18 protein-coding genes are annotated in these 21212 nt (G+C 63.4%); 2 read left to right on the top strand and 16 right to left on the bottom strand.

Going from position 1 to position 21212, the window contains the following annotated elements:
• Positions 1-37 precede the first annotated feature (37 nt).
• The 8 genes from VHD36_07125 to VHD36_07090 form a co-directional block, all read right to left on the bottom strand.
• Entirely contained in the window at positions 38-1477 is a 1440-nt protein-coding gene (locus VHD36_07125; GenBank protein HVU87075.1) for an MFS transporter, read from the bottom strand.
• A 61-nt stretch (positions 1478-1538) separates the two neighbouring features.
• The gene (locus VHD36_07120; GenBank protein HVU87074.1) at positions 1539-3200 is read right to left on the bottom strand and encodes an Nramp family divalent metal transporter; all 1662 of its coding nucleotides are present in this window, start codon (positions 3198-3200) and stop codon (positions 1539-1541) included.
• A gap of 267 nt (positions 3201-3467) precedes the next feature.
• Complete coding sequence (locus VHD36_07115) at positions 3468-3887, bottom strand: cupin domain-containing protein (GenBank protein ID HVU87073.1); 420 nt, start codon at positions 3885-3887, stop codon at positions 3468-3470.
• Between the two features lie 147 nt (positions 3888-4034).
• Positions 4035-4829: a glucose 1-dehydrogenase gene (locus VHD36_07110; protein ID HVU87072.1), complete on the bottom strand. Its 795-nt coding sequence runs from the start codon at positions 4827-4829 to the stop codon at positions 4035-4037.
• A gap of 30 nt (positions 4830-4859) precedes the next feature.
• A complete protein-coding gene (aroH, locus tag VHD36_07105) occupies positions 4860-5432 on the bottom strand; it encodes a chorismate mutase (GenBank protein HVU87071.1) in 573 nt (190 codons plus the stop codon).
• Positions 5433-5529: 97 nt separating this feature from the next.
• Positions 5530-6909 carry a sigma 54-interacting transcriptional regulator gene (locus tag VHD36_07100; GenBank protein HVU87070.1) on the bottom strand — a complete coding sequence of 460 codons (1380 nt, stop codon included), beginning with the start codon at positions 6907-6909 and terminating at the stop codon, positions 5530-5532.
• Positions 6910-6943: 34 nt separating this feature from the next.
• Complete coding sequence (locus VHD36_07095) at positions 6944-8332, bottom strand: serine hydrolase domain-containing protein (protein ID HVU87069.1); 1389 nt, start codon at positions 8330-8332, stop codon at positions 6944-6946.
• A 259-nt stretch (positions 8333-8591) separates the two neighbouring features.
• The gene (locus VHD36_07090) at positions 8592-9563 is read right to left on the bottom strand and encodes a pyridoxal-phosphate dependent enzyme (protein HVU87068.1); all 972 of its coding nucleotides are present in this window, start codon (positions 9561-9563) and stop codon (positions 8592-8594) included.
• Positions 9564-9759: 196 nt separating this feature from the next.
• On the opposite strand from VHD36_07090, the gene VHD36_07085 reads away from it, so the two are divergent.
• Positions 9760-10083, top strand: a complete 324-nt coding sequence (locus tag VHD36_07085) for an autorepressor SdpR family transcription factor (GenBank protein ID HVU87067.1) — start codon at positions 9760-9762, stop codon at positions 10081-10083.
• Positions 10041-10724, top strand: a complete 684-nt coding sequence (locus VHD36_07080; protein ID HVU87066.1) for an SdpI family protein — start codon at positions 10041-10043, stop codon at positions 10722-10724. The genes VHD36_07085 and VHD36_07080 overlap by 43 nt, the downstream gene beginning before the upstream one ends.
• 70 nt (positions 10725-10794) lie before the next feature.
• Here the strand turns inward: VHD36_07080 and VHD36_07075 are convergent, their stop codons facing one another.
• The 8 genes from VHD36_07075 to VHD36_07040 all read right to left on the bottom strand — a co-directional run.
• Positions 10795-12495: an NADH-quinone oxidoreductase subunit N gene (locus tag VHD36_07075; GenBank protein HVU87065.1), complete on the bottom strand. Its 1701-nt coding sequence runs from the start codon at positions 12493-12495 to the stop codon at positions 10795-10797.
• Positions 12485-14209, bottom strand: a complete 1725-nt coding sequence (locus VHD36_07070; protein HVU87064.1) for an NADH-quinone oxidoreductase subunit M — start codon at positions 14207-14209, stop codon at positions 12485-12487. Before VHD36_07070 ends, VHD36_07075 begins: the two co-directional genes overlap by 11 nt.
• Before the next feature lie 7 nt (positions 14210-14216).
• Positions 14217-16349 (bottom strand): NADH-quinone oxidoreductase subunit L, encoded by a 2133-nt coding sequence (gene nuoL / locus VHD36_07065; GenBank protein ID HVU87063.1) that lies wholly within the window; start codon positions 16347-16349, stop codon positions 14217-14219.
• Complete coding sequence (gene nuoK / locus VHD36_07060) at positions 16342-16785, bottom strand: NADH-quinone oxidoreductase subunit NuoK (GenBank protein HVU87062.1); 444 nt, start codon at positions 16783-16785, stop codon at positions 16342-16344. Before nuoK ends, nuoL begins: the two co-directional genes overlap by 8 nt.
• Positions 16778-17566: an NADH-quinone oxidoreductase subunit J gene (locus VHD36_07055; GenBank protein HVU87061.1), complete on the bottom strand. Its 789-nt coding sequence runs from the start codon at positions 17564-17566 to the stop codon at positions 16778-16780. The genes nuoK and VHD36_07055 overlap by 8 nt, the downstream gene beginning before the upstream one ends.
• A complete protein-coding gene (locus tag VHD36_07050; protein ID HVU87060.1) occupies positions 17563-18096 on the bottom strand; it encodes an NADH-quinone oxidoreductase subunit I in 534 nt (177 codons plus the stop codon). The genes VHD36_07055 and VHD36_07050 overlap by 4 nt, the downstream gene beginning before the upstream one ends.
• 37 nt (positions 18097-18133) lie before the next feature.
• The gene (nuoH, locus tag VHD36_07045) at positions 18134-19351 is read right to left on the bottom strand and encodes an NADH-quinone oxidoreductase subunit NuoH (GenBank protein HVU87059.1); all 1218 of its coding nucleotides are present in this window, start codon (positions 19349-19351) and stop codon (positions 18134-18136) included.
• 244 nt (positions 19352-19595) lie between these two features.
• The coding region (locus VHD36_07040; protein HVU87058.1) for a 2Fe-2S iron-sulfur cluster-binding protein at positions 19596-21212 on the bottom strand (1617 nt) is incomplete at its 5' end.

Genomic DNA, 21212 nt, shown 5'->3' with positions numbered 1-21212 from the left:
CCTTCCGCTCATCACTCATCACTTCGCGATCAGCACTTCACTCCGGCAGTGGTCGTCCCTTGGTTTCGGGGGCGAACGGCAGGACGGCCAGGCCGAGCAGGAAGACGCAGCACATCACCACGCCGGCATAGCGCATCGGTTCGCGCTCGTAGCCGTGGGCCTTGGTGAAGACCTCGCTCGTCAGCTTGGCGAGCATGTACGGCCCTACTGCCGCGATGAAGCGCCCCACGTTGTAGCAGAACGACACACCGGTGCTGCGCAGCCGCGTGGGAAACAGCTCGGGGAAATAGATGGCGTAGCCACCGAAGAGCGCCAGTTGACAAAAGCCCATCAGCGGCGTCATCCAGAACATGTCGCTGAGCTGATCGACGTACCAGAAGAAGAAGGCCGTGCTGGCGAGCGCCGCCAGGAACGAGATGACGAACGAGCTGCGCCGCCCGATCCAGTGCGTGACGATGCTAAAAGCGTAAATACCAAGAAATCCGCCCAGGTTCTGCATGATCGAGTTGATGCCGGTCCACAGAAACAGCTTGGCCTCGACCTCCTCGTGCGTCAGGTGCCGGCCGTCGACCACCAGGTCGTTGAAGTGCTGAGTGAACACGCTGCGCACCAGGTCGGGGGCGAAAAAGCCGATCCCCCACAACCCCACCACGCCCGAGAACGCGAGACATAGACCAATAAATGCGTTCTTGCGCCACCGCGCGTCGCCAAACAACTGGCCGTACGAGCCTAGCTGCCTGGCAGCCCCGCCTTCGTTCGCCAGGGCCTGCCAGCGCTCGGGCTCCTTGAGCCGCCGCCGGATCAATAGCGCCAGTAGCGCCGGAACCGTGCCCACGACGAACATCAATCGCCAGGCGGTGAGCTTCGTGCCAAAGAGCTCGATGCCGCCGAAGATCCCAGACTCCTGCATTTGCCCAAGGGCAATGTTGATGACCGCTGCCGTGATATTCCCGACGGCCGAGAGCGCCTGCAAGAGTCCCAGCGCATAGGGGCGCGCCGTGTCAGGCATTACTTCGGCCACGAGAGCCACGCCCACCGCGAATTCGCCGCCCACGCCCAAGCCGGTCAGAAAGCGGTAGAAGGCGAAGTCCCAGAACCCGCGTGAAAAAGCGCTAAGGCCCGTGAACAGCGAGTAGATGAGGATCGTGAGGAGCATGGTGCGGGCCCGGCCGATGCGATCTCCCAGGACGCCAAAGGCCAGCCCGCCGCTGGCCCAGCCGATCAAGAAGATCGACGTGGCGTAGCCGCCGTAATCGGCCACGTTCTTGGCGAACGCCTGTTTGCGCACTTCGGCCTGTTGGCTGGTTTCGTTTTCGGGGGCGGGCACGGCCAGCAGTTCTTGCATGGCCGGCTTGCGCGCCAGCGTGAACAACTGCTGGTCCATCGTGTCGAAAAGCCAGCCGAGCGCCGCCACGGTCAGCACGAACCAGTGATAGCGGTTCAGCTCGCGATACCAGGGAGTCTTTGCTTGCGACATGAGTTGCTTTCGACGGGACGATCAGCAGGAGGTTTCGAGGCGGGTTCGCGGCGCACGCGCGCTATTGCAGGATGCCGGCGGACTTCAGCGCCTGGACGATGGCCAGCACTAGAAAGAAGACGCCGGAAAATACCAGCACACTGCGCATGAACCAATTCGGACGCAGCGCGCGGGGCAGCAGCGTGCAGTTCACCACCAGGACGTGGAAGCAACTGAATCCCAGCGCGAAGTTCAAGATGTTGCTGGCCACGACCAATAGCTGCACCGGTTTGCCCCAGGCCAGTAGGGCCAGCCCAAAGACGGAGTAACCGCTGAGCACGTAGAAATACAGGTTGCGGATGCGTTTGGTTTCCCATTGGCGTAACCGGGCGCTCGAGGTCCACAGCACGTCGACCCAGCGGCGGACAATGCCGTCAATGGTCGAGGCCATCGACGGCGCGAGCACCAAAAAGCCGCAGAACAACGTCATGTACCAGAAGGCGTTGCCCGCCGCCGGCCCCCAGCTGGAACTGCCGACGTGGTCGCGTACGCCATCGGCGGTCATTCCGGCCGCGGCCCATTCGTCGGCCCGCGTCCCGCGCGCCAGGAATTGCACGCTCAACATGCTCGGTAGCGCGAGTCCGATGAAGCAGGCGGGCATCCACACGACGAGCTGGTCGCGCATCAGGTGCCGGTACCAGCGCCGCCAGCGTGACAGCGATTCCGGCGTGACATCGAAGACCATGCCGACGTGGGAAAGCGAAATATTCCGTCCCCCGACGACGCTGGGGATGGCGCCGACGTGAAAGCCCATGCCCCACCCCTGGTCGCGCGTGTAGTTGCTCAAGGCCGAGTTCGTGAGCCCGCCTTGTCCCGCAATCGCCGCGAAAGCGGCCAGCAGACCGATCGTGGCCAGATCGATTTGCGGAAACCCGTCACCGCGCAACAGCGAGAGGAAGATATTATCGACGGCGTCATCGACGGCTCCGTGTACGGGCACGGTGCCGAAGCGGAAGAATCCCAGGCCGATTTCGCGCCACGTCGACCAGGTCGAAAAGAAAATGGCGAGGAAGATTAAAAAGCCGAACACGGTGACGATCTTGAACGTCATCACCCACTTCAGCGCGTTGTAGATTTTGCCCCCGAAGACAAGCGGCAACAGCGAGCCAAGGAACACGCCATAGGCCAGCCCCTGGATCAAGGCCGCCTGCGTCAGTTCATATTCCCGGCCGAACAGATGCACGGTCGTCCAGATCTCGGTAGCTACGGGGATCTTTCCGAGGATCACGGCCGCCAGCGGCGTCGCGGCGTTGGCCGCCAGGTACGGAAACACGGAACCGAAATCGAGCAGCAGGTAAGCGAACAACCAGAAATGCGGCCCGGGCAGCGACCGAAATTTGCCCGTAAAGATTGGTTCACCCGTGTACAGCGTGTAGCGGCTGATTTCCAGGTTGTAGACGACCTGGCCCAGGATGCTCAGCGTGGCCAGCCACATCAGCGCCCCGCCGTAGCGCGCCGTGACCGCCGGGCCCATCAGCCATTCGCCGCCGCCGATCGCGGCGCCCCCCATCAACAGCCCGGGGCCCAGCATTGCCGCCCAGTTGCGCCACGTGAAATGCGGCGCATCCACGAGCGGCCCGAGGTTCCAGCGCGGCATGTCGTGCGAACCGGGCCAGGGAGCCAGTTCCGGCGAATGCGACTCGACGTGCGGCTGCGCGCTGGCAGGGGTCAACGTGTTCGCCATCAGGGACCTCAGGAGGGAACCGGCTTGCCTCTGCGCAGCTGGCCAAGCGCGGCGTATTAGGTGTGCGGGCGCGGTCGGCCTTGCCCAAGACCGGCATCCGCGCCTGGGCTACGATGATGGCAGCAAATTCTCTCGCAAGCAAGCTTTTCGCCAGAGATTCGTGCCGACATTCTGGCGTATTACGAGCCACGCCCATGATCGTCGCCCCGCACCCACCATCCTCGGCAGCGCTTGGGGGCTGTCGGGTTCACCAAGGTTCCCTAATCGTTACGGATGAGGTGGCGCGGTCGTGATCAGCACGTCCAGGCTCTCGTCGCCGGTGTTCTCGATGCCGTGCTCGCACCACGGCGGCAAATGAATGAACATGCCCGGCTCGACGTCCACGCGCCGCCCAGCCAACTTCATCACGCCCCGGCCGCGCAGGATGTAGTAGCTCTCTTCGCTTTCATGGCTATTGGCCGGCAGTACCACGTGGGGTGGGACGAAGAATATCACCTGGCCGAAATTTTCCGCCGGCGCTTCCGGGTTCGAGGGGTGCACCACGCGCACCCCGATCCCTTCGCAGCCAGGATATTTCACGGGCCGGCCGTTTTTCACCGTGACGATGTTGGGCTGCACCGGCGTGTCGGGCTTGGGAATGCGGCCGCTATTCGGCGGGTAGCCCTGATAGAGCTTGATCTCGGCCATGATGATTGGGGCTCTTGGATTTTCGGGAATCGACTACGTCCACGATTCGCGCAAACGGAGCATGCTGATTCGCGTACCGCGAAAAAGCAGGGCACTCGATCGCTATCTTCTCCGCGCGCTAAAGTGACTTCGGCGCGCCATGACGGTTTACCACTCGCGATGATAGCCGGCCGTCCAGCCGCCATCGACGGTCAGCACCGCACCGTTCACGTAGCTCGCCTCGGGTGCAACCAGAAAGAGCACCGCGTGGGCAATCTCTTCAGGCGTGCCCGGTCGACCGACCGGGATGTGCGCAACCAGGCTGGCGGCGCGCTCCGAATAAGTACCGTCCGCGCCATAGAACAAAGCCCGCGTCCCTTGCGTGAGGACCGACCCTGGCGCCACGCAATTCACCAGGATGCCGCGCGGCGCGAGCTCCAGCGCCATCGACCGCGTGAGATTCACCACGCCGGCCTTGGCCGCGACGAAGGCGCTTTGCAGCCGCAAGGGCACGAGCCCGGCGACCGACGCGATATTCACGATCCGACCTCCGCCGGCCGCCTCGATGCGCGGGATCACGACTTGCGAAGTGACGAACACGCCGGTCAGGTCGACGCGCAAAATCCGATCCCAATCCTCGCGGTGATACCCGTCGATCGGCACCCGATCCTTGACCGTGTTGATGCCGGCATTGTTGATCAGGATATCCATGCGGCCGAACTCGCCGACGATCTTGGCTGCGACTTCTTGCATCGCGCGCTCGTCGGCCACGTCGGCCACGAACGCCGCCACCCGGTGGCCATGGGCCACCAACTCGGCCGCGGTCTGTTGCGCTGCGTCAGCGGCCAGGTCGATGAGGGCCACCGCGGCGCCGTTTGCCGCTAGTTGCTCGACGATCGCGCGGCCGATCCCTTGCGCGCCGCCGGTCACGATGGCCGTCTTGCCGGCGAGATCAACCCGCATTGTGGCCGTCTCCGGCCTGAGCGCCCCAATTCACTGCGGGCGCTCCTGGCGATGGCGGGCCTGCACGGCCAGCTCTTCGTCGATCCAAGTCTCCAACTCGTCCCAATCGACGGGGGGCAGCCGGCATAAGTCGGGCCTTAAGACGCTGGCCCCTTTCACGTACACGTGTACGATCTCGCTGGCCGGCTTGGCCGTGTTCCAGTGCAACATCACGCGAATGCACTTGCGCAACGAGCCGGGCACGTCGAGCTCGTGATTGCACAATAGCGCCACATCCAGCCAGCCCAACTGCCGGGCCGCGAGCGCCGGAAACTCGGCATCCAGGTCGACCGTGGTCGTGAAGATTGCGCTGGCGACGTCGGCCGGGTCGATACCGTTTTGGCGGATCATCAGCGCCAGCAATTGCCGTGTGGCCTGCAGGATTTCTTCGCGCGTATTGCCGTCGGCGGTCGTGGCCCCGCGCACCCCGCGGCAACGGATTTGTTGATTCGGTTCGGTCATCGACGCGAATGATTTAGAAGTCCAAGGCGTGCCGCATGCCACGGTCGGCACGAATCGCAATCCCGACGTAAAAGCGTAGCAGATCGATTGGTCGCGGGCCACGGTCGGGTGTTCTTCTGTAGCCGGCCTCTGTGAGGTCGGTGAATCGTCCTTTGGTGTCCGCCGGGGGTCGCAGACCCCGGCGACACGACTTTCGCGGCTACGTCTCTTCCTCGGCTTCCTCGAGGCCCAACTGCACCAGCCGGCGATAAAGCCGGGGCCGCGTCATGCCCAACAGCCGTGCGGCCTTGGTCTTGTTCCCCTTGGCCTGTGCCATGGCCCGGCGGATCAGCTCTTCCTCGATGCGGGCGAGAAAATCCTCGAGCACGATCGTCTCTTCGACGCGGCGCGGCCGGGCCGCCGCGTCGAGCGAATACTGAATCTTGGCGGGCAAGTCCGCTGGCACGATGCGCGGCCCCTCGGCCGACTGGTGCGCCGCGGCGATCACCTCGGCCAGTTCCTCGATATTGCCAGGCCACGGGTAGATCGCCAGCCGATCCAGTGCCTCGGGCGATAGGCCAGCCAATTGTTTCGTCCCTTGCCGATTTTGCTCCTCGACGAACAACTGCGCCAGTAGCGGCAGATCCTCGATTCGTCCGGCAAGCGGAGGGAGGCGGATTTCGATCGTCGCCAGGGCACAAGCCAGGTCCGCGCGAAACTTACCAGCCGCGGCCAATGCGGTAAGTGGCTCGCGCGAGGTGGCAATCATCCGAAACGTTCGCTTACCAGCCAACTCGCGAACAAGCTGCTGCTGCACTTCGTCGTCCAGGTCTTCCACGTCGCACAGCCACAGGGTTCCCGGCCGGCCGGTCACCGCAGCGCCGGAGCGCGCAAGCGCCCGCAACGTCGTTTCCAGCAAGTTCGCCGACAAGAGCGGACAGGCCAGTGGTACAAGCGGGCCTGCCGTTTGTGCGGCGCGGCCATAATGAATCGCCCGGGCTGCGTGTTGCCGGCCGCTGCCCGGCGGCCCGACGATCGAGACGCTGGCCGTGCTCGCGGCCGCCAGTTCGACTTGCTTGCGCACTTGCCGGATGGCCGCGTTTTCGCCCAGCAATCGGTCGATATGATACTGCCCGGCCAGTTTGCGGCGCCAATGGGCCAATCGTTCGTGCAAAGCGCGCGGCGATTCGTCAGTAGCAAGACTGCCTTCGAGGGTGCCCTGGTTAGCCTCGTGCGGCGAGCCAAAGCCGATCACACCCGCCATGTCGAGCACGTCCGTTCCCAACGGCACGAAATCGACGTGTCGCGCGACGACGTTGCCACTCGCGCCGGCCAGCGACACCACGGCCCTGGCGCGCTGGCCGGTCCACACTTCCGGCGGTGGCGCCAGGGCGGCCGCGATTGCGGCCGGGCCGGTCACTTCACCGCTCGAATGATAGCGAGATTCCTGCCCGACCAGCTCTCCCGCCGCGCAGCCGGCCCAGGCGGCGCAGGCATCGTTGACGAACAGGATGCGCCGCTGATCGTCCAGCACGTAGACGGGGCCCGCGGCCGCGTCCAACAGTCGAACCAGGTCGGCGGCGACGGTGCGAAGTGCCATGCGAGAAGGAACGCCGCGTGAAAAGGCTTGCCGACTATTTTTTTTCGTCGGAAATTGGTTTTGCCGTCAGGCTTTGGCCGGACAGGTCGACATCGATCGCGGTCACTCGGTCGTCAGCGACCTTGAACGCAAAGCGGACTTCCTCGTTGGCCGAGGCGACGAACTTCAGGTCGCCCTGGTACTTCAAGCGATCGCGCGGCTGACGCGGCGCTTGTACGTACAACTTGCCATCCTCGGCGATAACTTCCAGCTTATCCCCTTCCAAGTCGTACGTGCCCGCCAAGGGCGCGACGAGCGCGGCGTCGGTCGGGCGATCCTCGACCGGTGGATCTTCAATTCCCAGCATAACCTTGGCGATGCGACTTTCGATCCCTCCGGCCGGCGCCCCGGCCGTATTGGCCAGCACGATCACGGCCAGGCGATCGTCCGGATAGCGGCCAATCATGGTCGAAAAGCCGTTGATCCCCCCGCCGTGGCTCAGCTTGCGATGCCCCGACATTTCGCCCACGCCCCAACCGTAACCGTACTTCTGGACCTTGCCGTCGGGTAGCGTCGTCGGCCGGTACAGCGCTTCGTACGAAGCAGGCGTGATGAAGTCGCCCGCCTCGAGTGCCTGATGCCACTTGAGCAGGTCCAGGACGTTCGAAACGAGTGCTCCGGCGGCGCCCGGCGCCGTCATGCTGATCGGCGCATCGTTGATCAACTGGCCGCGCTCGCGCTTGTAGGCCATTGCCCGGCGGGGAATGACGGGACGCATGTCGCCGTAGCGCGTGGCGTGCATACCCAAGGGCTTGAAGATGTGTTCTTCCAGATAATCGGCGTACGACTGTCCGCTGGCCTTTTCGATCACGACCCCCAGCAGGTAATAGCCGGAATTGTTGTACTGGAACTTTTCGCCCGGCGAAAAATCGAAGGGGTGCTCTTTGAACAGCGCCAGCATTTCGTCGTGCGACAGATCCTGCCGTGCCGTGCGAAAGAAATTCGGCAAGCTCGTATAACTCTTGATGCCCGAAGTGTGATTCAACAGATGCTGAATCGTGACCTTGTGATCTTGCACGGGATAGTCGGGCAGGAACCTGGTCAGCTCGTCGTCGATCGACAGCTTGCCCGCCTCGGCCAGTTGCATGATGGCCATGGAGGTGAACTGCTTGGTGATCGAGCCCAGGCGATACACGGTTTCGGCCGTGGCCGGGACGCCGTTCTCGACGTCGGCATAGCCATACCCGCGGGCGAGAACCAGCCGACCGTCTTTCATCACGCCCACGGCGTACGAGGCGATCTTCTTGTCGAGCCCCTCCTGGACGATCGCGTCGATCTTGGCGATGGCGCCGTCGGGCACCGCGGCGTGCAAGGGGACTGACCAACTTGCGGCCGACCATAAGATGACCAGCGCCGCACACAGCCTTGACGAACGTCGCATCATGGCAGATGACTCCGGTGGGCGAATGATTGCCGAGGTGGGGCATGGGCTTCGACCAATTCTACTGCACGGCAAGGCACGGTGTGGGCCTCGCGGCGGCAAGCATGGAAAACATCCACGGATGCCACAGATTCGATGAGCAATTTCGGAATGAGCTTATCCGGCTTCGGAATTCATCTGCGGAATCTGTGAAATCTGCGGAGGCATTCCGCGTTTCTTACTGCCCTCTGCCTACTGCCCTCTACTCTCTGCCCTCTGCCGACTAACCAAGCGCTTCGCGCAAATGGGCCAGCGACGTGTTGCCGCCCGAGCAGATCACACCGATTTTCTGGCCGGCGAACTCGTGGCGCAGGCGGTAGGCCGCTGCCAAGGCCGCGGCGCCGGCTCCTTCGGCCAGCGTGTGCGCGCGCTCGATCATCCACAGCATGGCCTGGCGAATCTCGTCGTCCGTGACGAGCAAGAACTCTTTGAGCATCTCCCACAGCATGGCTTGTGGCAGCGCGAAGCCGGCGCCGGTGCCGAGCCCTTCGGCGAACGTCTGGTTCGGCGCTTCGGCGATTCGTCGCTCGCGCCACGAGTGATACGCCGCCGGCGAGCGTTCGGCCTGCACGCCGACGACGCGACAAGCCGGGGCGAGCTCGCGTGCCACGAGCGCCGCGCCCGCCGCGCCGCTGCCGCCGCCAATGGGGACGAAGATCGCCGCCAGATCGGGCTGGTCCGACAGCATCTCGAGCGTTTCGGTCGCCACGCCCGCGATCAACAGCGGTTCGTCGCCGGAATGGACGTAGCGATAGCCATGCTCGCGCGCGAGGGCCTCGCAATGCGCCCGTGCCTCGTCGAAATTGGCGCCGTGAAAAATCACCTCGGCCCCCATGCCTTGCATGGCCGCGACCTTGCCGGGGTTAGCCTCGCGCGGGACGACGATGCGCGCGCTGACGCCGAACAGCCGCGCCGCGTAGGCCACGGATTGTCCATGGTTGCCGCTGGAGACCGCGATCAGCCCGCGCTTGCCCTCCTCGTCCGAAAGCTGCGAGACGAGATTCACCCCGCCGCGCACCTTGAAGGCGCCGACCGGCTGATAGTTCTCGTGCTTGATGAATGCGGTCGCGCCCAACAGCTCATTCATCGCCGGGTAGGAATAGAACGGCGTGGGCGCGAGGTACGGCCGAATGCGCTCTTGCGCGGCCAGTACATCCTGGAAAGTCGGCGGTCTCAGGGAAAGGCTCCTTCGCAAAGAGCAACGGCTGCAAGACGCCTCTAAGTATCCTCCTCCGGGCGAACGACGGACAAGTGGCCCCCGGCGAAAGTTCGCTGAGAATCCAAATATCTACCCGGCAAATACGGGCCCCCACTCGACGGCGACGTATCGGCGGGCTATAATTTCGGTAGTTGGCGAAATACCGACATATAGGCGCTCAGGTCCTTTCTCGATGAACGAAGCATTTCAGGCCCTCGTAGATCCGACGCGTCGCGAGATTCTTCGCCTCTTGCGGCGACGCGATATGACGGCCGGCGAAATTGCCGACCGGTTCCCGCTCGCGCGATCGACGCTCTCCGGACATTTCACCGTTCTAAAGCACGCAGGGTTGATTCTGGCCGAGAAACGGGGCACCACGATCGTCTACAGTCTGAACATGTCGGTCGTCGACGAAACGGTCGCGGCCGTGCTCGAGATTTTTAACGTCGGCAGTCAGCGAAAGAAGGCCTCCCCATGCAAACCAGTTACCGCCGGGAAATCCCGCAACTCGTCGTGATTTTGGCGATGTTGGCCGTGGCCGTAGCTGTCTGGCCGCTTGCGCCGGAGCGTCTTCCAGTTCACTGGAACCTCGCCGGCGAAGTCGATCGCTACGGCGGCAGATTCGAAGCGCTGTTCGTGATGCCAATTGTCGCAGCGGGCATCTACTTGCTGTTGCTCTTCCTCCCGCGCATCGACCCCGGCCGCGCGAATTACGAAAGCTTCGCCAAGACCTATGCGCTGATTCGTACGGCAATCCTGGCGATGCTGGCCTTCTTCTATGCGTGCATGCTCCTAGCCGGCTTCGGCTTTCGTGTCGATATGCAGTTACTCACTCCGGCGGCTGTTGGCATCGTGTTCTGCGTGCTCGGCAACGTGGCCGGCAAGATTCGCCCGAACTGGTTCGTCGGCGTGCGCACGCCATGGACGCTCTCGAGCCGGGAGTCCTGGAACAAGACTCATCGACTGGCCGGCCGGTTGTTCATCATTCTGGGCCTGATGTTGATCGCCGTAGGATTCATTCCCGGCCCGACATCTCTTATCGTTGTGATCGGCGTCGGGATCTTGATGCTCGTGTGGCTCGTCGTTTACTCGTACATGATCTGGCGCACGGACCCTGACCGCATTCGGCCCGCGGGAACGTCCCCTTCCTCGGAGTGACGAGCAGCCGAAGTTGCGGGGTCTCGGACGCCAGGTACAGCGCGCGGCCGTGGCCGCGGTCGAACGAGCGCTACTGCCCAGCCGCCGCTGCCGCGACACTTGATGTGTATTCGGCGGCATCGGCATTGCCCGTCGCCGCCACCGGCGCCGCAAAGGGCGTCCCCGGCAATCGGGCCGATTGGGCCGCGGCATTGGCGCCCACTTGCACGGGATTGGGTTGCAGGCCCACCAGGACCACCAGCGCCGCGCACAGAAGCATGGCCGCGCCCGGGCCCCAAGCGGCTTGCGCTTTCAGCTCACGCGACGAACTGCGGAAGTACATCACGCCCACGATGCGCAAATAGTAGCCGGCCGAAATCGCGGCGTTCAGCACGCCGATCACGGCCAGGAACAAGAACCACTCGCGCGGGGCGGCAGCATCGGCGTTCGGCGGACGAACGCTCAGGGCGCCCGCGAAAAGATTCAGCTTCCCCCAGAAGCCGGCCAGCGGTGGAATGCCCGTCAGGCTGAACATGAAGATGGCCATCGAGATGCCGGCCCACGGATACGCCCGCGCCGCGCCGGCCAATTCATCGACGTTTTCGATCGGCCGATCATCGCGCCCCAGGTAGACAATCGTGGCAAAGGCACCGGCCGTCGCCAGTGCATAGACGGTGATGTAGAAGAGCATGGCGCCGATGCCGTCAAAGCCGGTCGCCGCGTCCGCCCCGCTGCCCGCCGCAAACGCCACCGCCAGGCCGATCAGCATGTAGCCGCCGTGGGCGATCGACGAATAGGCCAACAGCCGGCGCACATTGTCCTGCCACAGGGCCACGACGTTGCCGAGCGTCATGGTCAGCAGAGCCAGCACCAGGGCGATCTGCCAGGCGTAGGTTTCAAAGCCCGGCATGGCCACGAGCACGATGCGCACCAGCACGACCAGACCGCCCAATTTCGGCAATACCGAGAGCACCGTCGCGTTCGTGGCCGTGGTTCCCTGATAGACGTCCGGCGCGTAAAAGTGAAACGGCACGGCCGTGACCTTGAAGCACAGGCCGGCGAAGATCAACACCAGCGCCAGCCGCGCGAACCACAGCATGCCACTCGTTTCGTCGATGTTGCCCAGAGCTTCCTGAATGCGCGCCAGTTCGGTCGAGCCGCCGGCTCCGTACAAGAAGCTGAACCCGTACAACGTTATGGCCGACGACAGGATGCTGAGGTAGAAGTACTTGGCCGTCGCTTCCTGTGACTCGACCGTGCGACGCCCCAGGTAAAGCAGGATGTAGGTCGGAATCGAAATCAGCTCCAGCCCGACGAACAAGAGCACCAGCTCCTGGGCCGACGCGACGATCATCATGCCGGCGACCGCCAGGAGCAGCGTGCCCAAGTATTCTGGCACTTGCACGTCGGGCGCGAGTTGCAGCGACATCAGCACCAGCACGAGCGCCACGACCAGCACCAACCAGCGCACGTACTGGCTGAACAGATCGACCTTGAGCGGGCCCGCCAGGGCGACCGACAGGATCGGCTCGGCCGGGTATTCAGGCGCAGGTGCTCCCGTCTCGGCTCGCTCCATCTCGGCCGCCGCCGCGTCGCGCACCGGATGGCCGCCGGCCCAGAAAAGATTCGTGTACTGGCCGTAGAGCATCCATCCGGCCAGCACCACGGCGCCCGCGGCAATCGCCGACCAGACGGCCCGGCCGGGGATAAAAACACCGGCCAGGAAAATCAGCGTGGCGGCGGCCACCAGCACCATTTCGGGCATCAGGCAGAAAACGGTTTCAGTCGACACGCGCCACCTCCTTCCGCACGATCGAACCCGCGTGCTCGCGGGCGAGCAGCGGACGATTTTCGGGCGCGTCGTTCGCATCAATTTTGGCGGCGATCTTATCGGCCACCGGATCGAGCGAGTTCGCCATCGGCTGCAAGAAATGCTGCGGCACCAGGCCGATCCAGAAAACAAACACCACGAGCGGCACCAGGGCGCAAATCTCGCGGAAGTTCAAATCGTGTACTTCATGATGCGCGCCTTCGTGCGCGGGCTCGTGGAGCGGACCAAAAAACACACGCTGCACGAGCCACAGCATGTACCAGGCACCCAGGATCACGCCCGACACCGCGGCCACGGAGAATACGCGCCCGGCCAGAGACCAGGCGGCCGGCGCCTCGGCCCAGCCGCGCTGAAAAGCACCGCTGAGGAGCAAGAACTCGCCGGAAAAGCCATTCAGGCCCGGCACGCCGATGCTGGAGAACGTGAACACGAGCATGAAGAAGGCCAAAATCGGCGTGCGCCGCGCCAAGCCTCCATAGTCGCTGATCTCGCGGGTGTGGTAGCGCTCGTACATCATGCCGATGATGGCGAACAGCCCGCCGGTCGACAGGCCGTGGTTGATCATTTGCAGCACACCGCCCTGAACGCCCAAGCGGTTGAGCGAGAAAACGCCCAACATGCAAAAGCCCAAGTGGCTGACGCTGGAGTAGGCGATCATGCGTTTCATATCGCTTTGCGCCAGGGCCACGAGCGCGCCGTACACGATGCCAGCGGCCGAAAGGCCCAGCAGCCACGGCATGCAGACGATCGAGGCGTCCGGAAGCATGGCCAGGTTAAAGCGCACAAAGCCGTAGGAGCCGACCTTGAGCAGAATGCCGGCCAGGAGCACGCTGCCCGCCGTAGGCGCTTGCGTGTGCGCCAGTGGCAGCCAGGTGTGGACCGGAAAGAGCGGCACTTTCACGGCAAAGCCGGCGAACAGTGCCAGGAAAATCCAGATCTGCAGCGACTCTGGAATCGGGTCGACGGCCAGCGCCGTCATCACGCCGTCGAACGAGAAATCGAGCACGCCTTGGCTGGCGTGATAGAAGTTCCACAGCACGATGGCCAGCAAGCCCAGGAACGTGAACAAGCTGCCGGCCAGCGTGAAGACGAAGAATTTGATGGCGGCGTAGCGGCGGTCCTCGTAACCCCAGATACCGATCAAGAAAAAGAGTGGGATCAGCGTGAACTCGAAGAAGACGTAGAACAGGATCACGTCACGCGCCGCGAAGACGCCCAGCATGCCGGTTTCGAGCAGCAACAACAGCGCGTAAAAGGTCGGCGCCCGGTCGTCGATCGCCTCCCAACTCACAAGCACGCTGGTCAGCACCAAGAGCGCGCTTAACCCGAAGAGCCACACGCTCAGACCGTCGAGGGCCAGCGAAAATCGCACTTCCACGCCATACGCGTGGATCCAGGGCCGATCGAACGACGGCACGCCGCGGTCGACGGGCGCGGTGCTTCCGCTGTCGGCAAAGCTATCGGACATGTCGATCGATTCGTTCGCCGCTGCTTCCACCGCCGCGGCATTGTGATGGTCGACGTACGATTTGACGATGCCCGCGGCCATGAGCAGCGTGACCAGGCTGGTCACAAGCGCGATCATGCGTGCCGGCCCGCGCGAGGAATCGCCGAACACCCAGATCAGGGCAATTCCAGCAAGCGGCAGCAATACAGTAGCCAGCAACCAGTTCACGCGCGCGTCATCCTGTCGGCCAGAGGAACAAGGTTCCGATCAATACCAAGGTCCCCAGCACCATCACCAGGGCGTAAAACTGCACCATGCCCGACTGCAGCGAACGCAAGATCGCGCCGCCCACGATCGGCACCTGGCCGCAGAGATTCACGATTCCGTCGATGACCCAGCGATCGAACCAGGAGCTCACCGCGGCCAGCGTGCGCAGCGGCCAGACGATGAACAGGTTGTAGATCGCGTCGATGTAGAACTTGCCGGACGAAAGTTGATACAGCTTCAGCCCCAGCGGCGATTTCATCAGCCGGGTCAAGCGATCAATGGCTTTGCGATCGCCCAAGTAGAAGTAGGCGGCCAGGCCTACGCCCGTCAGAGCGACCACGGTGCTGAATAGCGCAAGCCCCAAATGGCCATGCTCGTGCGGTGCATGAACTTCGGGCGATGGCTGAATGCCCGCGTACGCCAACGAAGGCGTGCTCCCCAGAAAGTGGGCAAACGCGTGGTGCCACTCGAACACCGCCCCCACGGCCAGCGCACAAACGGCCAGCACCATCAACGGGAACGTCATCACCGAAGGAGATTCATGCGCATGATGTCCGGCCTCGGGGGGAACGCGCTCGCGGCCGTAGAACGTCAGGAACAAGCCGCGGAACGTATAGAACGCCGTCAAGAAGGCCGTGAACAGCGACGCCCAAAACAGCACGCTATACAGTTCGGAGTGCGCGCCGCGATCGCCCACGGCGCCGATAATGGCGTCCTTGCTCCAAAAGCCCGCGAACGGGAACACGCCCGACAAAGCCAGCGCCCCGAACCAGAAGGTCCAGAACGTGGTGGGCATCAAGCGGCGCAGGCCGCTGAAGCGGCGCATGTCGATCACGCCCCCCATGGCGTGCATGACGCTACCGGCGGCCAGGAACAAGAGCGCCTTGAAGAAGGCGTGCGTGAACAGGTGGAACATGCCGGCGGAAATCCCGGCCAGCGTGCCGACGCCCAATCCCAGGAACATGTAGCCCAACTGGCTGATCGTGGAATAGGCGAGCACGCGCTTGAGATCGGTTTGCGTGACGGCGATCAGCGCGGCCAGCAGTGCCGTAAATCCGCCAATGACGGCCACGAATTCCTGCGACTCAGGCGCCGCAACGAACAAAGGCGTACAGCGAGCGATCATGTACACGCCGGCCGTGACCATCGTGGCGGCATGGATCAAGGCGCTGACGGGCGTGGGGCCCTCCATGGCGTCGGGCAACCACACGTGCAGCGGAAACTGCGCGCTTTTGCCGCAGGCCCCGGTCAGCAAGCACAGGCAAATCGCCAGGCCGACGCCGCCACCAACATACAAGGCCGGATCGGCCAGACGGGTTTGTCCCAGGATGCCGGCAACCGCGGCCGTGCCGTCGGCGGCCGGCGTATCGTGAAAGTTCAGCGTGCCGTAGGTGATCCAAATCAGGAACAGGCCGATCGCGAAGCCAAAGTCGCCCACGCGATTCACAAGGAACGCCTTCTTACCGGCGGCCGCGGCGCTGGGCTTCTCGTACCAGAAGCCGACCAGCAGGTAACTGCACACCCCCACCGCTTCCCAGAACACGTACAGCAAGACGAAATTGCTGACCGAAACCAGCATCGTCATCGAGAACACGAACAGCGAAACGTACGTGAAGAATCGCCAGTAGCCGCGATCGTCGTGCATGTAGCCGGCGGCGTAAATTGCCACCAGCGACGAGACGAACGTTACCATGCACAGCATGATTGCCGTGAGCGGATCGGCCCGCAGCGTGACGTCGATCACGTAATCGAAATCGTGCCCGGCCACGTCGGCCGGCGCCGGGCCGCCATCGACGTCAACATCCGTGCGATGGTATTCGCCCGGGATCGAGGCCCAGGTCCACAGCGTGTGCCACACCTCGACGCCGATCGCGGTTGGTTTGCCGGCTGCTTCGGCAGCGTGCATGTCGTTGACGCGCGTGCGAACATCCAAGAGCAAAAACAGGCTTAGCACGAACGACGTGACGAACGCAAAGATTGTCGGCAGGTGGGCCCGCGTGCGCAGCACCGAGCGGCCAAGCGCGGCCGTGATCAGCGTCGACGCCAGAGGCATCGCCGGGATCAGCACCATCAACGTCTTGATTCTGTCGTCTTCAGACATGTGTGCGGTGTACCACGGGTTCGGCAGGCGCGGGCGGTTCCACGCCCGAGGGCGTCAGGGCCGGCCACTGCGGTTCTTCCACCTCGGCCTCGGGCAGTTCGGCATCGACGAAGGCCCCCTGGTTCGATTCGCGCAAATGCTGCCACGCAGCGATATCCAGCCGACCGCTGCGATAGAACAGCATCAGCACCAGCACCAGGGCAATCGCCGCTTCGCAAGCTGCCACGGTGAGAATAAAGATCACCAGGATCTGGCCCCCCCAATCGTTGTGGAACCGGCTCCACGCGACCAGGCTGATCGAGACGCCTTGCAGCATCATTTCCACGGCCAGGAACATGATGATCATGTTCCGCCGCGTGAGCACGCCAACCAGGCCGATCGAAAACAGCATCGCCCCCACGACCAGGTAACTTTGCAGAAGTTGCAGCTCACCCATGGCGCGATCCTCCTGCCGGGCGCGGCATGGGCTTGCTTTGAATGGCGATCGCCACGGCGCCGACCAGCGCGGCCAAGAGCATCGTGCCCGCCACTTCCACGGCGATCAGGTGCCGGCTGAAAAGCTGTGCACCCAGATGATCCATGTGGCGGTCCGAGAGAATTTCGTCCTGGCGCTGCGGCACGTCACGACCCGCGATCGGATCTTCGATGCCGGGATGGTACTCGTAAACCGGCGTGGCTTGCGCGGAGTCTTCGGCGACGGCAGCATGCGGCGAGAAGGCATCGCCAATGACCATCGACAGGATGCCGATCATCACGGCGCCGACGGCGGCCGAAACGAGCGCCTCCCAACTGACGCGGTCATAATAGGCGTGCCCTTGCGGCTGCGCAAGCATCAGCACGAACAGGAACGTCACCAGGATCGCGCCGGCGTACACCACGATCGTCGCCACGCCGAGAAACTGCGCGCCCTGGAACAAAAACAGTCCGGCGGTGCCCAGGAGCGTCATCGCAAACCAGATGGCGCAGTACACGGGGCTGCGAAGCGTGACGGCGCAGGTGGCGGCGATGATCGTCACGGACGCCAGCATCCAGAAGACGATTTCTTCGATCGAAGTCTTGGCCAGGTGCGGCAATCGCGACGCGAACAGACCCAAGCTGACCAGGGCCAGCACGATGCCCAGCTTGCGCCCGATCTGCCCACCGCGCGGCAGGAGGAGCCACAACCCGGCGGCGGCCAGCACCGTGGCCAACAGGAGTACGCTTTGCGCTTGCGTCACAGCGTGCCTCCGACGGCCGTCGATTGCATCGGCTCGGCATCCTTGGTCTGGTCGAACACGCTGAGCAACTTCTCTTTATCGAAGATCATTTCCTCGCGGCTGCGGCCCGTCAGATCGAACAAGCTGGTCAGCTCGATCGCGTCCACCGGGCAGGCTTCTTCGCACATGCCGCAGTAAATGCAGCGCAGCTCGTCGATCGTGAAGCTCTCGGGGTACTTTTCGCGGTCGGGCCAGGGGCTGGGCGAAGCCACGATATCGATGCAATGCGCCGGGCAAGCCGTGGCGCACAGGAAGCAGGCCACGCACTTCACGCGCCCCTGACTGTCCTTGTTCAAGCGATGCACGCCGCGATAGATGAGCGGATTGCGAATCTTCGGCTTCACTTCCGGGAAGCTGACCGTGATCTTCGGCGAGAACAGATGGCGCGTGGTCGTCGTGAGCCCCTGCAGGAACAGCGGCAAATACATCTTGCCCGCCAGCCCCAACTGCGGCTCTTCGACCCATTTCACGGCCGGATCGTTCGGCTTCATCGCGCGGCCCTCCGGCAGTTTGTGCTTTTCGTATCCGTCATAGTCGGTCGACAGCCTCGAAGCGGGGACGATTGTCGGTCGACAAGGGGGCGACGAAACCGGCGACCAACCACGCCGCGATCGCCAGGGCCCACATCACGGCCACGAGCGCCGTTTGGCTGCCGCCCAGCGCGCCCAAGACCTGTGGATGGTACTCCGACACCACGGCCACGATCACCAGGTTCACCATGCCCAAGGGGAGCATCACCTTCCAGGCCAGCGACATCAGCTGGTCGAAGCGGAAGCGCGGCCAGCTCCACCGCACCAGCATGAAGAACAGGATCACGCCCATCACCTTCGTCAACAGCACGATGACGCGCAGCAAGGCCGTGACCCAGGTGACCGGATCTTCGCCGCTGCCGGTGATGCCCCACAGGTGCCAGCCGCCGAAGAACAAGATCGTGATCAGGAACGCCGCGGTGACCATGTGCAGAAATTCAGCGATCAAATACAAAAGCAGCCGCAGGCCCGAATACTCGGTGTGGTAACCGCCGATCAATTCCTGCTCGGCCTCGGGCAGGTCGAACGGCAACCGGGCGCTCTCGGCGAACGACGCGATCAGGAACACCAAAAACCCCAAGGGCTGCATGAGGATGTTCCAGGTTCCGGTCGTGGCTTGCTGCTCGATAATGTCCTCGAGTCGTAGCGATCCGGCGGCCAGCACCACGCCCAGGATGCCCAGCCCCAGCGGCAATTCATAGGCGATCAACTGCGCGCTCGAGCGCAACCCGCCCAGGAAGCTGTACTTGTTATTGCTGGCCCAGGCGCCCAGGATCACGCCGTACACGGCCACGCTCCCCATCGCGAACACGAAGATCATGGCCACGTCGATCTGCGGTGCCAGGATCAATTGCACCTGAATCGGCTCACCGCCGACGTCGAAAGCCGGCAGCATGCTGCCGAACGGTATCACGGCGAAAGGCAGAATCGCCGCCACGAGGATCGAAATCGGCGCGAGCGTGTAGAGAAACCGATCGACGTGGGCCGGCGTGTATTCTTCTTTGAAGATGAACTTCAGGCCGTCGGCCAACGGCTGCCCAAGCCCGAACATCTTGATCTTCGTCAGTGGGATGCCGACGCGATTGGGGCCGATGCGGTCCTGCACCCAGGCCGCGATCCAGCGCTCCAAAAGCACCAGGTACGCCGCGGCGGTCAGCAGCGCAAAGAGCATCAAGGCAATCTTGACGATCGCGATGGTGATTTCGATGGACGTCATGAATGAGAGGGCAGTCGGCAGAGGGCAGTGGGCAGTAAGAGTCGTCAGTAGTCAGTAGTCGGTAGTCAGTAGTCGGTAGTCAGTAGTCAGTAGTCGGTAGTCGGTAACCAGTAATCCGTGCGGGGCAGTCCGTTTTTTGTAGCGGCGGGCCTCTCTTCTTATCCCTCTCCCCTTGAGGGGAGAGGTTAGGTGAGGGGTGAGACGCTGTCTGGCGTTTGACGTTTCGTCGGTGTCCGAATCGCTCCTAAGTCTGTGCGGCGGCTAGTTGGTTGATCTTCAGATCGACGCCGGTTTCTGGAATCTCATCCGCGGCCACGGCAAAATACGGAATCTCGGCCGCAATTTCATCCAGCACCTTGCGCGAGTTGTACATGCCCGGGCGCTGCAGCAGCCGCCAATACAAGGGCCCTTCGACCCACGCGCCGGTCGGCGGGCGGACGGCCCAGCGGGCGTGCTGCAGGCGATCGGCGTGATTGACGTACGAGCCGTCGCGTTCAGCAAATGAACCGCCGGGCACCTGGTAGGTCGCCCGGTTCCACAACGGCGAATCGAACATATCCTGCACGACGAGCACGTCGAGATCGGAGAATCGTTCAGCCAATTCGGCATCGTGCCAGGCCGAGGGGTAGCCGCCTGTAACCCATGCGGCGCGAATCTCGCCACCGTCGAGCGTGGCAAGAAGCTCCTCGAACTTCATGTGACCGCCAAAGTGCTTGACAACCTCTTCCACGCCGCGGCGATTGGGGGCCTTCTCAGCGCGAATCGTGAAGCCGTTCTTAAACGTTTCCTCCTCACCGACGACCGGCACCGGCCCGACCGAGATCACCGCGCCGGCATCAATGCCGCGAATGTACTTGGCCAGCAGGTAGGCTTCTTCGACCGTCAAGTGCGGAGATAACACCGCGGCCAATCGGCCCACTGCGACCAGGCTCGCTTGCAATTCGGCCGGAAGCGCCGCCCACTCGATGTTGGCGTAAACCTCGTCTTCCAACTTCCGTAAGCCGACTTGCCGCGCGGGGCTGTGGACGTGGTGGTATCCGTAGCGCCCATCGTCGCACATCCACCACTTGTTGACGTGTGGGTTCTCGCGCGGCTTCAGCCGCCACACGTGATCTTGATTCTCTTCAACCGTGATCGAGCAGCCGGTCGAGCAACCGGTACACACGCCCGCGTGTTGCTTGAGGAACCACACGCGCTGCTGATAGAGGAAATCCTTGTCTCCCAGCGCGCCCACCGGGCACAGGTCGACGACGTTGCCCGAGAGCTTGTTGTCCAGCGGAAAGCCGGCCAGAACGTCGATCTCTTCGTGGCTGCCGCGGTTGATCACCATCAGTTCGCTGGTACCGCTGATCTCGCGCGTGAATCGCACGCACCGCGTACACATCACGCAACGATCGACGAACAGCGTGACCGTGTCGCCCATGTCGCGGCGGCGACTGGTGAACGGGCGGATGTCCGCGCGGCGCTCGTTCTGCCCGTGCTCGAAGTGATAATCCTGCAGCCGGCACTCCCCCGCCTTGTCGCAGATCGGGCAGTCGATCGGATGATCGATCAGCAGGTCCTCTTCGACCATGGCCCGGGCTTTGCGCACGTTCTCGCTATCGGTGACGAACACCGTGCCGTCTTTGGCGGGCGTCTGGCAGGCGGGCACCAGCTTGGGCATCATCGAAATGGCGCCGGTATCGGGGTTCTTCGTGCCCGACTCGACCAGGCACATCCGGCAACTGGCCACGACCGTCAGCCCCGCGTGCCAGCAGTAGTGCGGAATCTCGACGCCGGCGCGCTCGGCGGCCTGAATGCCGTTTAAGCGCTCGTGGTCGCCCACGCTTACTTCCCGGCCGTCTACGAGAACGATACCCAT

The organism is Pirellulales bacterium, from assembly GCA_035546535.1.
In the GTDB taxonomy this organism is placed as follows: domain Bacteria; phylum Planctomycetota; class Planctomycetia; order Pirellulales; family JACPPG01; genus JACPPG01.
This window is presented reverse-complemented; position numbering and strand designations above follow the sequence as displayed.

What these genes read in the sequence shown, in the direction of transcription:
- VHD36_07125 (HVU87075.1), bottom strand. Translation starts at nt 1,477, where the DNA reads ATGTCGCAAGCAAAGACTCCCTGGTATCGCGAGCTGAACCGCTATCAC.
- VHD36_07080 (HVU87066.1), top strand. Translation starts at nt 10,041, where the DNA reads ATGCAAACCAGTTACCGCCGGGAAATCCCGCAACTCGTCGTGATTTTG.
- VHD36_07100 (HVU87070.1), bottom strand. Translation starts at nt 6,909, where the DNA reads ATGGCACTTCGCACCGTCGCCGCCGACCTGGTTCGACTGTTGGACGCG.
- VHD36_07120 (HVU87074.1), bottom strand. Translation starts at nt 3,200, where the DNA reads ATGGCGAACACGTTGACCCCTGCCAGCGCGCAGCCGCACGTCGAGTCG.
- nuoK (HVU87062.1), bottom strand. Translation starts at nt 16,785, where the DNA reads ATGGGTGAGCTGCAACTTCTGCAAAGTTACCTGGTCGTGGGGGCGATG.
- nuoH (HVU87059.1), bottom strand. Translation starts at nt 19,351, where the DNA reads ATGACGTCCATCGAAATCACCATCGCGATCGTCAAGATTGCCTTGATG.
- nuoL (HVU87063.1), bottom strand. Translation starts at nt 16,349, where the DNA reads ATGTCTGAAGACGACAGAATCAAGACGTTGATGGTGCTGATCCCGGCG.
- VHD36_07110 (HVU87072.1), bottom strand. Translation starts at nt 4,829, where the DNA reads ATGCGGGTTGATCTCGCCGGCAAGACGGCCATCGTGACCGGCGGCGCG.
- VHD36_07085 (HVU87067.1), top strand. Translation starts at nt 9,760, where the DNA reads ATGAACGAAGCATTTCAGGCCCTCGTAGATCCGACGCGTCGCGAGATT.
- VHD36_07050 (HVU87060.1), bottom strand. Translation starts at nt 18,096, where the DNA reads ATGAAGCCGAACGATCCGGCCGTGAAATGGGTCGAAGAGCCGCAGTTG.
- VHD36_07115 (HVU87073.1), bottom strand. Translation starts at nt 3,887, where the DNA reads ATGGCCGAGATCAAGCTCTATCAGGGCTACCCGCCGAATAGCGGCCGC.
- VHD36_07095 (HVU87069.1), bottom strand. Translation starts at nt 8,332, where the DNA reads ATGATGCGACGTTCGTCAAGGCTGTGTGCGGCGCTGGTCATCTTATGG.